General features: G+C 65.9%; 14 protein-coding genes. 12 read left to right on the top strand and 2 right to left on the bottom strand.

Translation table 11 applies throughout. From position 1 onward, the window contains the following. Positions 1-10: 10 nt before the first annotated feature. Together AC1DOM_RS09900 and AC1DOM_RS09895 are read right to left on the bottom strand one after the other, a co-directional pair. A complete protein-coding gene (locus AC1DOM_RS09900) occupies positions 11-658 on the bottom strand; it encodes an OmpW/AlkL family protein (protein WP_498962748.1) in 648 nt (215 codons plus the stop codon). Positions 659-838: 180 nt separating this feature from the next. Then, complete coding sequence (locus tag AC1DOM_RS09895; RefSeq protein ID WP_498962746.1) at positions 839-1,096, bottom strand: hypothetical protein; 258 nt, start codon at positions 1,094-1,096, stop codon at positions 839-841. A 175-nt stretch (positions 1,097-1,271) separates the two neighbouring features. Here AC1DOM_RS09895 and AC1DOM_RS09890 point away from each other — a divergent pair, with 175 nt between their 5' ends. The 12 genes from AC1DOM_RS09890 to AC1DOM_RS09835 all read left to right on the top strand — a co-directional run bounded on the left by AC1DOM_RS09890 (position 1,272) and on the right by AC1DOM_RS09835 (position 12,779). Next, positions 1,272-2,036: a DUF2884 family protein gene (locus AC1DOM_RS09890; protein ID WP_498962744.1), complete on the top strand. Its 765-nt coding sequence runs from the start codon at positions 1,272-1,274 to the stop codon at positions 2,034-2,036. 150 nt (positions 2,037-2,186) lie between these two features. Then, a complete protein-coding gene (locus AC1DOM_RS09885) occupies positions 2,187-3,581 on the top strand; it encodes a dihydrolipoyllysine-residue acetyltransferase (protein ID WP_498962742.1) in 1,395 nt (464 codons plus the stop codon). A gap of 16 nt (positions 3,582-3,597) precedes the next feature. Beyond that, complete coding sequence (gene lpdA / locus AC1DOM_RS09880; RefSeq protein WP_498962740.1) at positions 3,598-5,421, top strand: dihydrolipoyl dehydrogenase; 1,824 nt, start codon at positions 3,598-3,600, stop codon at positions 5,419-5,421. Between the two features lie 302 nt (positions 5,422-5,723). Then, positions 5,724-6,092, top strand: coding sequence for a hypothetical protein (locus tag AC1DOM_RS09875; RefSeq protein WP_498962738.1), 369 nt, complete (start codon positions 5,724-5,726; stop codon positions 6,090-6,092). A gap of 25 nt (positions 6,093-6,117) precedes the next feature. Beyond that, positions 6,118-6,945, top strand: a complete 828-nt coding sequence (atpB, locus tag AC1DOM_RS09870; RefSeq protein WP_498962736.1) for a F0F1 ATP synthase subunit A — start codon at positions 6,118-6,120, stop codon at positions 6,943-6,945. A gap of 77 nt (positions 6,946-7,022) precedes the next feature. Then, a complete protein-coding gene (gene atpE / locus AC1DOM_RS09865) occupies positions 7,023-7,301 on the top strand; it encodes a F0F1 ATP synthase subunit C (RefSeq protein ID WP_498962734.1) in 279 nt (92 codons plus the stop codon). 93 nt (positions 7,302-7,394) lie between these two features. After that, a complete protein-coding gene (locus AC1DOM_RS09860) occupies positions 7,395-7,865 on the top strand; it encodes a F0F1 ATP synthase subunit B (protein ID WP_498962732.1) in 471 nt (156 codons plus the stop codon). Positions 7,866-7,875: 10 nt separating this feature from the next. After that, positions 7,876-8,412, top strand: coding sequence for a F0F1 ATP synthase subunit delta (locus AC1DOM_RS09855; RefSeq protein ID WP_498962730.1), 537 nt, complete (start codon positions 7,876-7,878; stop codon positions 8,410-8,412). A gap of 49 nt (positions 8,413-8,461) precedes the next feature. Beyond that, a complete protein-coding gene (gene atpA, locus AC1DOM_RS09850) occupies positions 8,462-10,012 on the top strand; it encodes a F0F1 ATP synthase subunit alpha (RefSeq protein WP_498962728.1) in 1,551 nt (516 codons plus the stop codon). Between the two features lie 13 nt (positions 10,013-10,025). Further along, the gene (atpG, locus tag AC1DOM_RS09845; protein ID WP_498962726.1) at positions 10,026-10,889 is read left to right on the top strand and encodes a F0F1 ATP synthase subunit gamma; all 864 of its coding nucleotides are present in this window, start codon (positions 10,026-10,028) and stop codon (positions 10,887-10,889) included. A 48-nt stretch (positions 10,890-10,937) separates the two neighbouring features. Then, a complete protein-coding gene (atpD, locus tag AC1DOM_RS09840) occupies positions 10,938-12,341 on the top strand; it encodes a F0F1 ATP synthase subunit beta (RefSeq protein WP_498962724.1) in 1,404 nt (467 codons plus the stop codon). Positions 12,342-12,353: 12 nt separating this feature from the next. Further along, positions 12,354-12,779: a F0F1 ATP synthase subunit epsilon gene (locus AC1DOM_RS09835; RefSeq protein ID WP_498962722.1), complete on the top strand. Its 426-nt coding sequence runs from the start codon at positions 12,354-12,356 to the stop codon at positions 12,777-12,779. Positions 12,780-12,833 lie beyond the last annotated feature (54 nt).

Below are 12,833 nucleotides of genomic sequence, written 5' to 3'. Positions count from 1 at the left end.
CCCTGTCGACTCAGAACCGCGCGCCGACGCCGACGCCGACGACCCACGGATCCACGTCGATCTCACCCGCGGGCACGCCGCCGACATTCGACTCCGCGTTGCCCTTCAGGTAACGCGCATCGGCGCGCGCGAACACCCGATCGGTGATGTTGAAATCCGCGCCGACCGTCGCGATCGGGCCCTTCGGCGTATCCAGGCCGACATGGTTGCCGCCGGCGACCGTCGGATCGAAGCGCTCATCGTCGATGTTCGATTCGTAGTAGCCCAGGCCCACGAAGGGGCGGATGGGTTGCGAGGTCTGGCCGAAGTGATACTGCCCACTCACCGCGATGGGCTGCTGCTTGAACGAACCACGGCCACCGTTGGCGAGGTTCACGTCGGTCTTGATCTTGTCGGGCGTGCCCCACAGCTCGACCGCCCAGTGCTCGTCCACGTGCCACGCGCCACTCAGCGTCGCGGCGCCATTGCCATCCAGGTCGGCCGATTGGCCGGCGATCGTGCCGGGATTCGACTTGGGCACCATGTGCGCGTAACCACCCACCACGCTGAAGTGGCGCGGCGTGGTGGCATCGGTCGTCGACGTGTTGTCCTGGGCGAATGCCATCGGCGTGGCCGCGAGTGCGGCGGCGATGGCGAGGGCTCGATAAGTCTTGCGCATGCATTTCTCCGCGTTGTGTTCTTGGCCCCGGGGAGATGGGGCGAGGCCATCCTTGCGGGGCCTGCATGAACCACGACGGGTGCGGCGTTCGCATCGGCGGCGGAATTTCACCGCGTTTGCAACTGGATGACGCGAGCGTTCAGCTTCGTGCGCGACGCACGGCGTCGCGCGACATCGTCATCACGCCTTTTCGGGCTTCGGCGGAATGCCCTTGACCACGATCGTGTCGAAGACCTGCAACGGCTGTTGCATGTCGATCGCGACCTCGGACTTCATCGCACCGCGCACGCCATGGAAGACGTAGGCGGCATCCTGGCAAGCGTACTGGTCATGGGCGGCGGGCGTGGACTGCGGGGACACGCCGGCACCGACACCGCCGACGACAAGCAGGCTGAGCGCCATCACGCCACGCCAGAGGACATGTTGTACGGAATACATGACGGACCTCGCACCGTGGCAGGGGGGAATGGTTGCCACGGATAGGAAGATGCGCCGTCCGCGTGCTTGGTTGCAGTCCCATGCGCCACCATGACGTCAGTCATGCCTCCCACCGGCACGTGCTGTTTCGGCACGAGGGTTGCATGATCGTGCCCATCGACGAGGAGACGAACGGATGCGTGGCATGAAGCTTGCGGTGAATGGCGGCCTTGCACTGTCGCTTGCGATGGCATGCGGCACTGCGGCAGCGAAGGACATGCAGTGCGATGTCGACAGCGACTACGACCTCACCGTCACCGACAAGTCGGTGATCTTTACCAAGCAGACGGGCACGCCGAAGGCGATCGTCATGCGCCAGGGCCGCATGTTCATCGACGACAAGTGGGTCGAACTCAGCAAGGACGACAGCCAGCGCGTCGCCGATTACGAAAGGAACGTGCGCGAGACCCTGCCGCTGGCCGCGCAGATAGGTCGCGACGCGGCGGACATCGCCTTCACGGCGCTTGGCGAAGTGGCGACCAGCCTGAGCTCGCATCCCGATGAGACCCGCGCGGCGCTCGCCAAGTCGCGGGCCGACATCGACAAGCGCCTGGAACACGCGGTCGCGGCAAATCGTTTCAACGGCAACGAACTCGGCAACAGCATCACGCACGCCATCTCCGAAGTGCTGCCCCTGGTCATCGGCGACATCGTGGGCGGCGCGATCTCGGCCGCCTTCAGCGGCGACCAGGCGCGCATCGATCGCATGAACAACCTCGACAAGGAGATCGAGCGCCGCATCCAGCCGCGCGAAAAGCAGCTGGAAGTGCGCGCCGAAAGCCTCTGCCGCCGCATGGAAGCGCTGGACGACATCGACAATGCGCTCGCGTATCGCCTGCCCGACGGCAGCAAGCTCGACCTCATCGACGCCAAGGTGAAGGTGCGCCACGACGCGCACTGACGGCACCCCGCATCGCGCCGACCCCACCGGCGCTTCCCCCGCCGCCCGCGCCTCCCCCGCGGGCGTTTTTTTTGGTGTCGCGTGCAACGGTTGGCGTGTTGTCCCGCGACGGCCACAATAGACGGCCAACCTCCACGGAAGTCGTCCCCCATGGCCGGAACCCAGGAAGCGAAAGTCCCCGACATCGGTGGTTACGACGACGTGCCCGTCATCGAACTGCTCGTCGCCGTCGGCGACACGGTGAAAGCCGACCAGGGACTGGTCACGCTGGAGTCGGACAAGGCGACGATGGAAGTGCCCGCGCCGTTCGCCGGCGTGGTGCGCGAGTTGAAGGTCAAGGTCGGCGACAAGTTGTCCGAAGGCAGCGTCGTCGCGTTGATCGAAGCGACGGACGCGCCGGCTGCAAGCACCGAAGCGCCGAAGGCGCCCGCGGCAGCAGCGACAGCGCCCACGCCGCTCGCGCCCACGGCGCCGCCGCCGGCGACGAAGCCCGCTGCGGAAACCGGCACGAAAGTCGAACCCGTCGCGCCGTCGACGCTCGACACCAAGCCCGGCATCGATGCCGAAGCCTTGCCGCCGCGTTCGCCGCCGGTGGCCTTCGACGCCGATGGCCTGTTGCCGGACAAGGTGCCCTACGCGAGTCCCGGCGTGCGCCTGTTCGCGCGCGAACTGGGCGTGGACCTGGCGCAACTGCAGGGCAGTGGCCGCAAGGGCCGCATCGAAAAACAGGACGTGCAGGCGTTCGTGAAGCGCGCGCTCTCCGGCGGCGCCGCGCCCTCGGCCGGTGTCGCGCACGCCGGCGGTGGCCTGAACCTGCTGCCGTGGCCGCACGTGGATTTCACCAAGTTCGGCGAGATCGAAACGCGGCCGCTCACGCGCATCCAGAAGATTTCCGGTGCGAACCTTTCGCGCAACTGGGCGATGATCCCGCACGTCACGCAACACGACGACGCGGACATCACCGAGCTCGAAGCGTTGCGCGTTTCGATCAACAAGGAAAACGAGAAGGCCGGCCTCAAGGTCACGATGCTCGCTTTCATCATGAAGGCCTGCGTCGTCGCGCTGCAGAAGTTCCCGAACTTCAACGCATCGCTGGATGCCAGCGGCGAGAACCTCACGCTCAAGAAGTACTTCCATATCGGCTTCGCCGCCGATACGCCCAATGGCCTGGTCGTGCCCGTGATCCGCGACGTCGACAAGAAGGGCGTGCTGCAGATCGCGAAGGAAACCGCCGAACTGGCGGGCAAGGCGCGCGAAGGCAAGCTCTCGCCGGCCGAAATGAGCGGTGGGTGTTTCTCGGTCAGTTCGCTCGGCGGCATCGGCGGCACGGCGTTCACGCCGATCATCAACGCGCCGGAAGTCGCGATCCTCGGCGTGTCGAAGTCGTCGATGAAACCGGTCTGGGACGGCAAGCAATTCCAGCCGCGCCTGGTGTTGCCGCTCTCGCTCAGCTACGACCACCGCGTGATCGACGGCGCCGCCGCCGCGCGCTTCACCGCGTTCCTGGCGCAACTGCTCGGCGACCTGCGTCGCGCGACGCTCTGACCGAGGAGATTGGCGCATGGCACGCACCGAAGTGAAGGTTCCCGACATCGGCGGCTACGACGATGTTCCGGTCATCGAGTTGCTCGTCGCCGTCGGCGACACCGTGAAGCTCGACCAGGGCCTGGTCACGCTGGAATCGGACAAGGCGACGATGGAAGTGCCGGCTTCGGTCGCCGGCAAGATCGTCGAGTTGAAAGTGAAGGTCGGCGACAAGTTGTCGGAAGGCAGCGTCGTGGCGATCGTCGAGAGCGAAGGCGCGAGCGACGCGCCCGCACCCGCGAAGGCCGAAGCGCCTGCGAAAGCCGAAGCGCCGAAGCCCGCGCAATCCGCGGCGCCCGCACCTGCGCCTGCGCACGCGACGCCGGTGACGCCGTCGCCTGCAGCACCGTCGACCGGCCCCGCGCCCGCCGCCGCCACCGGCCGCAAGGCCGACATCGAATGCCAGATCGTCGTGATCGGTTCGGGTCCCGGCGGTTACAACGCCGTCTTCCGCGCGGCCGACCTCGGCATGGACGCGGTGGTCGTCGAACGCTACGCCGCGCTCGGCGGCGTGTGCCTCAACGTCGGCTGCATTCCGTCCAAGGCGCTGTTGCATGCCGCGGCCGTCGTCGACGAAGCGGCGCACGCGAAGGACTTCGGCATCACCTTCGGTGCACCGAAGATCGAACTCGATGCGCTGCGCAAGTACAAGGACAAGGTCGTCGGCCAGCTCACCAAGGGCCTGGCCGGCATGGCGAAGCAGCGCAAGGTGCGACAGGTGCAGGGCACGGCGAAATTCGTTTCGCCGAACGAACTTGAAATCACCGGCGAAGGCGGCACGCAACTGCTGCGTTTCCAGTACTGCATCATCGCGGCCGGTTCGCAGCCGGTGAAGCTCCCGAGCTTCGACTGGACCGACAAGCGCATCATGGATTCGACCGATGCGCTGGAGCTGGCCGACATTCCGAAGTCCCTGCTCGTCGTCGGCGGCGGCATCATCGGCCTGGAAATGGCGACGGTGTATCGGGCGCTGGGCAGCGAAGTCACCGTCGTCGAATTGCTCGACCAACTGATGCCGGGCGCCGACGCCGACCTGGTCAAGCCGCTCGCCGCGCGCCTGAAGAAGCAGGGCGCGAAGGTGCACCTGAAAACGAAGGTCGTCGCCAGCGAAGCGAAGAAGGCGGGCATCGACGTCTCGTTCGAAGGCGAAAGCATTCCCGAGCGCAAGACCTTCGATCGCGTGCTCGTCGCCGTCGGCCGCAGCGCGAACGGCGGCAAGCTCGACGCCGCGCGCGCAGGCGTGCAGGTCACCGATCGCGGCTACATTCCGGTCGATCGCCAGATGCGCACCAACGTGCCGCACATTTTCGCGATCGGCGATCTGATCGGAAACCCGATGCTCGCGCACAAGGCGGCGCACGAAGGGCGCCTTGCGGCGGAAGTGGCCAGCGGGATGAAGCGCGAGTGGGTCGCGCGCGTGATTCCTTCGGTCGCCTACACCGATCCGGAAATCGCGTGGGTCGGCGTGACGGAAGCCGAAGCCGCCGCGAAGGGATTGAACGTCGGTGTCGGCAAGTTCCCGTGGGCGGCGAGCGGCCGCGCGATCGGCATCGACCGCACCGAAGGCTTCACCAAACTGATCTTCGACCAGGCCACGCATCGCGTGATCGGCGGCGGCATCGTCGGCGTGCACGCGGGCGATCTCATCAGCGAGATCGCGCTGGCGATCGAGATGGGCGCCGATGCCGAAGACATCGGTTCGACGATCCACCCGCATCCGACCTTGAGCGAATCGGTGGGCTTCGCGGCGGAAGTGTTCGAAGGGACGGCGACGGACATCTACGCGCCGAAGAAGAAGTGACGTTGTAAGGCAGGGTCGCCACGAAAGGCGAAGCCCCGACGCGACGAGACGCCGGGGCTCCGATGAGCCTGCCGCGAGGACCGACGAGGAAGTAGCGACAGCCTCCGATCTCACTGACCGGCATCCCCGCGAAAGGTTCCAATCGTTCGCGCGAGCCGTGCGGGCGAAGCGTTCGGAAGGCTAACTGCCTGATTTCCGGTGCTTCCGGCGGTTGCCGCACGTCCGGCACCGCTTTATACTTTCGGGGCTTCGCGGAGCCCTTTCAGGTCCGCAGCCTCCGTCACCTCCCCCGGATCACGCGCGTGCTGAACACCGTCGCCGCCGGCCGGCGGCTGGCGCAGCGCACGGCCGCCACGCAGGCGCTCGTGACGCTGGCGACAGCCCTGGCCTGCCTGATGTCCGGCCGTGAAGCCGCGCTCGGTGCGCTGGTGGGCGGTGGTGCGATGACGCTCGGCGGCCTGGTGGCCGCATGGAGCGCCTTCGGAGGTGGCGTGCAGGGAGCGGGCATGGCGCTGGGGCGCCTGTTGCTCGGGCTCGCCGCGAAGTGGGTGGTCGTGATCGTCGGCTTGTTGTTGGCGATCGCGGTGTGGCACCTGCCGCCGTTGGCAGTGCTCGCCGGTACGGCCGCCGCCGCGGTGGCCATGTTGGTCGCGACGAAATTTTGGGCTTGAGTGGCTTTGGAATCGAGGATCTGGCGTGAGTCCTGAAAAGAGCAGCGGTGGCCTGACCGAATACATCGTCCACCACCTGACGCATTGGAACGTCCAGGTGATGGGTCATGACTTCCACCTCGACTCGTGGATGGTCGCGCTCGCTGTCGGCCTGCTCGGCTGCTTCCTCCTGTGGACCCAGGCGCGCAAGGCGACCGCGGGCGTGCCCTCCAAGCCGCAGGCCTTCGTCGAAATGGTCGTCGAGTTCGTCGACAGCCAGGTCAAGGACAGCTTCCACGGCGACCGCCGCTTCATCGCGCCGCTCGCACTCACCATCTTCGTCTGGGTGTTCTTCATGAACGCCATGGACCTGTTGCCGCTCGACCTCCCCAGCGCCACCGTGAACGCGGTCGCCGGCCCCGAAGTCGCGCACCACACGTTCCTGCGCTGGGTGCCGACCGCCGACATCAACACGACGTTCGCGATGTCGATCACCGTCTTCCTGATGATCATTTTCTACTCGATCAAGGCGAAGGGCGGCTGGGGCTTCACGAAGGAACTGTTCACCGCGCCGTTCCACGCGCACGGCACGTTCGCGAAGATCGTCCTCGCGATCCCGAACTTCTTCCTCAACCTCGTCGAATACCTGTCCAAGCCCGTGAGCCTGGGCATGCGACTGTTCGGCAACATGTACGCCGGCGAATTGATCTTCATGCTGATCGCGGGCCTGTTCGCCTCGTGGATCACCTTCGTGCCGGGCGTCATCTTCAATTCGATCTGGGCGATCTTCCACATCCTGATCATCCTGCTGCAGGCCTTCATCTTCATGGTGCTGACCGTCGTCTACATCGCGATGGCGCACGAGCACCACTAAAGTTTTCCAGCAGTACGCACCACTTCGTTTTCGCTTCACCCTTCAAACCAACTAGTCAGTTCATCCGGAGATCCACCATGGAATTCATCGCCAACGTCCAGGGCTTCACCGCCGTCGCCATCGGCATCATCGTCGGCCTGGGTGCCCTCGGCGCCGCCCTCGGCATCGGCATCATGGGTTCGAAGTTCCTCGAATCCGCCGCGCGCCAGCCGGAACTCGTCCCGATGCTCCAGGGCCGCATGTTCCTGCTCGCCGGCCTGATCGACGCGGCGTTCCTGATCGGCGTCGGCATCGCGATGCTGTTCGCGTTCGGCAACCCGCTGCTCGAAGCCGTCAAGACGGCCGCGGGCGCCTAAGCAGCGCATTCGCGCGCGCCTTCGCGGCGCGCGCGACGTGGGTTCCGGCGTCGCGGCATCCGGCCGCGGCGCTTCCGATTCGCAGGGCATGACATGAATCCGAATATCACCTTGCTTGGCCAGATGTTGTCGTTCGCGATCCTCATCTGGTTCACCGTCAAGTTCATTTGGCCGCCGCTGATGAAGGCGATCGAAGAGCGCCAGCAGAAGATCGCCGAAGGTCTCGCTGCCGCCGACCAGAGCCAGAAGAACCTCGCGCAGGCGCAGGACAAGGTCAACGACGAGCTCAAGGCCGCGCGCATCAAGGCCAACGAGATCATCGAGCAGGCCCACGCCCGCGCGAACCAGATGATCGACCAGGCCAAGAACGACGCCGTCGCCGAAGCCAATCGCCAGAAGGCGCTGGCCGAAGCCGAAATCGCCGCCGCCGCCAACCGTGCGAAGGAAGACCTGCGCAAGCAGGTGTCCGTCCTCGCCGTGTCCGGTGCCGAGAAGCTGCTCAAGCGCGAGATCGACGCCAACGCCCACAAGGCGCTGATCGACGACCTGGCCGCGCAGCTCTGAGGACGCATCGATGAGCCAGGCCCTGACCCTCGCCCGTCCCTACGCCCGCGCCGCGTTCTCGCTGGCGCGCGAAGGCAACGCGCTCGCCGGCTGGTCCGATGCGCTCGGTTTCGCCGCGCGCGTCGCGGCCGATCCGCGCGTGGCCGCGCTCCTGGGCAACCCCGCGCTGACGGTCGCCGATGCAGTGACCCTGCTGACGCCGCCGCAGGTGGCGATCGAAGGCGAAACCTTCGCCCGCTTCCTCGCGCTGCTCGCCGACAACCGCCGCCTTGCCGCCCTGCCGGAAATCGCCGGCCTGTTCGACGAGCTGCGTTTCGAAGCCGAGCGCGTCGTCAAGGCGCGCATCACCTCCGCCACCGCGTTGCCGGCCGCCGAGCTCGCCACGATCAAGGCCGCGCTGGTGAAGCGCTTCGGCCGCGAAGTGGACGTCGAGACCGCGGTCGACGAATCGCTGATCGGCGGTGCGGTGATCGATGCAGGCGACGTGGTCATCGACGGCTCGCTGCGCGGAAAGCTCGGTCGCCTCCAGGCCGCGCTGTCCAACTAATTCAAATGCACACGCCGGCGGCGACGCCGGCAATCTTGGGAAAACCGACATGGCTACCACGCAGCTCAACCCGTCCGAAATCAGCGAACTGATCAAGACCCGCATCGAGAAGGTCAAGCTCGCTGCCGAAGCGCGCAACGAAGGCACCGTGACCTCGGTGTCGGACGGCATCGTGCGCATCCACGGCCTGGCCGACGCGATGCAGGGCGAAATGATCGAGCTGCCGAACGCGACCTACGCGCTGGCGCTGAACCTGGAGCGCGACTCGGTCGGCGCCGTGGTGCTCGGCGACTACGAACACCTGCGCGAAGGCGACACCGCCAAGACCACCGGCCGCATCCTCGAAGTGCCGACCGGTCCGGAAATGCTCGGCCGCGTCGTCAACGCGCTGGGCGAGCCGATCGACGGCAAGGGCCCGATCGACGCCAAGACCTCCGCGCCGGTGGAAACCATCGCCCCGGGCGTGATCTGGCGCAAGTCGGTCTCGCAGCCGGTGCAGACCGGTTACAAGTCCATCGACTCCATGATCCCGATCGGCCGCGGCCAGCGCGAGCTGATCATCGGCGACCGCCAGACCGGCAAGACCGCCGTGGCGATCGACGCGATCATCAACCAGAAGCATTCCGGCGTTAAGTGCATCTACGTCGCGATCGGCCAGAAGAACTCCACCATCGCCAACATCGTGCGCAAGCTCGAAGAGTTCGGCGCGATGGCGTACACCACGGTCGTCGCCGCCTCGGCCTCCGAATCGGCCGCGATGCAGTACATCGCCGCCTACTCGGGCTGCACGATGGGCGAATACTTCCGCGACCGCGGCGAAGACGCGCTGATCGTGTACGACGATCTGTCCAAGCAGGCCGTCGCCTACCGCCAGATCTCGCTGCTGCTGCGCCGCCCGCCGGGCCGCGAAGCCTATCCGGGCGACGTGTTCTATCTCCACTCCCGCCTGCTCGAGCGCGCCGCGCGCGTGTCCGAGGACTACGTCGAGAAGTTCACCAACGGCGCCGTCAAGGGCAAGACCGGCTCGCTCACCGCGCTGCCGATCATCGAAACGCAGGCCGGCGACGTCTCGGCGTTCGTGCCGACCAACGTGATCTCGATCACCGACGGCCAGATCTTCCTCGAGACCGACCTGTTCAACGCCGGCATCCGCCCGGCCGTGAACGCCGGCATCTCGGTGTCGCGCGTGGGTGGCGCGGCGCAGACCAAGATCATGAAGAAGCTCTCGGGCGGCATCCGCATCGCGCTCGCCCAGTACCGTGAGCTGGCTGCGTTCGCGCAGTTCGCCTCCGACCTGGACGATGCCACGCGCAAGCAGCTCGAGCGCGGCCAGCGCGTCACCGAACTGATGAAGCAGAAGCAGTACGCGCCGATGTCGGTCGCCGAGCAGTCGCTCTCGATCTACGCCGTCGACAAGGGCTACATGGACGAAGTGCCGGTCGCCAAGATCGGTGCGTTCGAAGCCGCCCTCCAGGCCCATTTCGCCAACACGATGGGCAACGTCATCTCGAAGATCAACGAGACCGGCGACTGGAACGACGAGCTCGAAGCGGCGTTCAAGAAGGGCATCGAAGAGTTCCGCTCGACCGGCACGTGGTAATCGGAGACGTACGATGGCTGGTGGTCGCGAAATCAAAACCAAGATCAAGAGCGTGCAGAACACCCGCAAGGTGACGCGCGCGCTCGAGATGGTCTCGGCGTCCAAGATCCGCAAGGCGCAGGACCGCATGAAGGCCTCGCGCCCGTATGCGCGTGCGATGAAGCAGGTGATCGGCCATCTCGCCCAGGCGAACTCCGAATACCGCCATCCCTACCTGGTGCAGCGCGCGGACGTGAAGCGCGTGGGTTACATCGTCGTTTCGTCCGATCGCGGCCTGGCCGGCGGCCTCAACAACAACCTGTTCCGCAAGATGCTGGCCGAGTTCCGCCAGTTCCAGCAGCAGGGGATCGAGGTCGACGTGGTCACCATCGGCCAGAAGGCCTCGGTGTTCTTCCGTCGCATCAAGGTCGGCATGCTCGGTTCGGTCACGCACCTGGGCGACACGCCGCACGTCGAACAGCTGGTGGGCGTCATCAAGGTGATGCTGGATGCCTACCAGGCCGGTTCGGTCGACAAGGTGTTCCTCGCCTACAACGACTTCGTCAACACGATGACGCAGAAGGCGACGTTCGACCAGTTGCTTCCGCTGCCCGCGTCGGAAACGCAGGTCGCCAGGCACGACTGGGACTACCTGTACGAACCCGACGCGCAGGCCGTGCTGGAACACGTGCTGACGCGTTACATCGAATCGCTGGTGTACCAGGCGGTGCTCGAGAACGTGGCGTCCGAACATGCCGCGCGCATGGTCGCGATGAAGTCCGCGTCCGACAACGCCACCAAGCTGATCGGCACGCTGAACCTGGTCTACAACAAGGCCCGCCAGGCGGCGATCACGCAAGAAATCTCCGAAATCGTGGGTGGTGCGGCGGCGGTGTAAACCGCGCCCACCTTGAAGCAATCAAGAGTTATTACTGAGGCTATGGCTATGAACCAGGGCAAGATCGTTCAGATCATCGGCGCGGTCGTCGACGTCGAATTCCCGCGCGAGAGCGTGCCGAAGGTGTACGACGCGCTGAAGGTGCAGAACACCGCAATCACGCTCGAAGTGCAGCAGCAGCTCGGCGACGGCATCGTGCGCACCATCGCCCTCGGTTCGACCGACGGCCTGAAGCGCAACCTGATCGCCGACAACACCGGCCGCGCGATTTCCGTGCCGGTGGGCAAGGGCACCCTGGGCCGCATCATGGACGTGCTCGGCTCGCCGATCGACGAAGCCGGTCCGGTCAAGGCCGACACGCAGTGGGAAATCCATCGCGCGGCCCCGACGTACGAAGAACAGTCGGCGGGCAACGAACTGCTCGAAACCGGCATCAAGGTCATCGACCTGATGTGCCCGTTCGCCAAGGGCGGCAAGGTCGGCCTGTTCGGCGGCGCCGGCGTGGGCAAGACGGTCAACATGATGGAGTTGATCAACAACATCGCGACCGAGCACTCGGGCCTGTCGGTGTTCGCCGGCGTGGGTGAGCGCACCCGCGAAGGCAACGACTTCTATCACGAGATGCAGGAATCGGGCGTCGTCAACGTGGCCGAGCCGGAGAAGTCCAAGGTCGCGATGGTGTACGGCCAGATGAACGAGCCGCCGGGCAACCGCCTGCGCGTGGCGCTCACCGGCCTGACGATGGCCGAGTACTTCCGCGACGAAGGCCGCGACGTGCTGCTGTTCGTCGACAACATCTACCGCTACACGCTGGCCGGTACCGAAGTGTCGGCGCTGCTCGGCCGCATGCCGTCGGCGGTGGGCTACCAGCCCACGCTCGCCGAGGAAATGGGCGTGCTGCAGGAACGCATCACCTCGACCAAGACCGGTTCGATCACCTCGATCCAGGCCGTCTACGTGCCCGCGGACGACCTGACCGACCCGTCGCCGGCGACGACCTTCGCGCATCTCGATGCGACCGTCGTGCTCTCGCGCAACATCGCCTCGCTGGGTATCTACCCGGCGGTCGACCCGCTCGACTCCACCTCGCGCCAACTCGACCCGAACGTGATCGGCAACGAACACTACGACACCGCGCGCCGCGTGCAGTCCACGCTCCAGAAGTACAAGGAGCTCAAGGACATCATCGCGATCCTCGGCATGGACGAGCTGTCGGAAGAAGACAAGCAGGCCGTCTCGCGCGCCCGCAAGATCGAGCGCTTCTTCTCGCAGCCCTTCCACGTGGCCGAAGTGTTCACCGGTTCGCCGGGCAAGTACGTGTCGCTGAAGGACACGATCCGCGGCTTCAAGATGATCGTCGACGGTGAACTCGACCACCTGCCCGAGCAGGCCTTCTACATGGTCGGCTCCATCGATGAAGCGATCGAGAAGGCCAAGAAGATCGCTGCCTAAGGAGCACCTGGCATGGCATCCACCATCCGCTGCGACATCGTGAGCGCCGAAGCCGAGATCTTCCGCGGCGAAGCCGAACTGGTCGTCGCCACCGGCGAGTTGGGCGAGCTCGGCATCGCGCCGAAGCACGCCCCGCTCATCACGCGCCTCAAGCCGGGCAAGGTCGTCGTGACCCTGCCTGGTGGCGAAAAGCTCGACTTCGCCATCTCCGGCGGCATCCTCGAGGTGCAGCCGCAGGTCGTCACCGTCCTCGCCGACACCGCGGTGCGCGCACAGGACATCGACGAAGCCGCGGTCCGCGCCGCGAAGGAAGAAGCCGAGCGCGTCCTGGCGCGCCGTGGCGAAGCGATGGAAATCGCCGAAGCGCAGGCGCGGCTCGCGGAAGTCACCGCGCAGCTGCAGGCGCTGGAACGCTTGCGCAAGAACCTCAAGCACTGAGGGTTGCGACAAGGCTTCTACGAAACGCCGGCCTCGTGCCGGCGTTTTTCGTTT

This window comes from Lysobacter sp. P5_B12 (assembly GCF_056400425.1).
Note: the sequence above shows the minus strand (reverse complement) of the source record. Positions and strands in the feature narration are given on the sequence as shown.

Excerpts from the sequence above, each read along its gene's own strand:
- atpE (WP_498962734.1), top strand. The coding sequence starts at position 7,023 with ATGGAATTCATCGCCAACGTCCAGGGCTTCACCGCCGTCGCCATCGGC.
- lpdA (WP_498962740.1), top strand. The coding sequence starts at position 3,598 with ATGGCACGCACCGAAGTGAAGGTTCCCGACATCGGCGGCTACGACGAT.
- AC1DOM_RS09895 (WP_498962746.1), bottom strand. The coding sequence starts at position 1,096 with ATGTATTCCGTACAACATGTCCTCTGGCGTGGCGTGATGGCGCTCAGC.
- atpA (WP_498962728.1), top strand. The coding sequence starts at position 8,462 with ATGGCTACCACGCAGCTCAACCCGTCCGAAATCAGCGAACTGATCAAG.
- atpD (WP_498962724.1), top strand. The coding sequence starts at position 10,938 with ATGAACCAGGGCAAGATCGTTCAGATCATCGGCGCGGTCGTCGACGTC.
- AC1DOM_RS09900 (WP_498962748.1), bottom strand. The coding sequence starts at position 658 with ATGCGCAAGACTTATCGAGCCCTCGCCATCGCCGCCGCACTCGCGGCC.
- AC1DOM_RS09860 (WP_498962732.1), top strand. The coding sequence starts at position 7,395 with ATGAATCCGAATATCACCTTGCTTGGCCAGATGTTGTCGTTCGCGATC.
- AC1DOM_RS09855 (WP_498962730.1), top strand. The coding sequence starts at position 7,876 with ATGAGCCAGGCCCTGACCCTCGCCCGTCCCTACGCCCGCGCCGCGTTC.
- AC1DOM_RS09885 (WP_498962742.1), top strand. The coding sequence starts at position 2,187 with ATGGCCGGAACCCAGGAAGCGAAAGTCCCCGACATCGGTGGTTACGAC.
- atpG (WP_498962726.1), top strand. The coding sequence starts at position 10,026 with ATGGCTGGTGGTCGCGAAATCAAAACCAAGATCAAGAGCGTGCAGAAC.
- AC1DOM_RS09835 (WP_498962722.1), top strand. The coding sequence starts at position 12,354 with ATGGCATCCACCATCCGCTGCGACATCGTGAGCGCCGAAGCCGAGATC.
- AC1DOM_RS09890 (WP_498962744.1), top strand. The coding sequence starts at position 1,272 with ATGCGTGGCATGAAGCTTGCGGTGAATGGCGGCCTTGCACTGTCGCTT.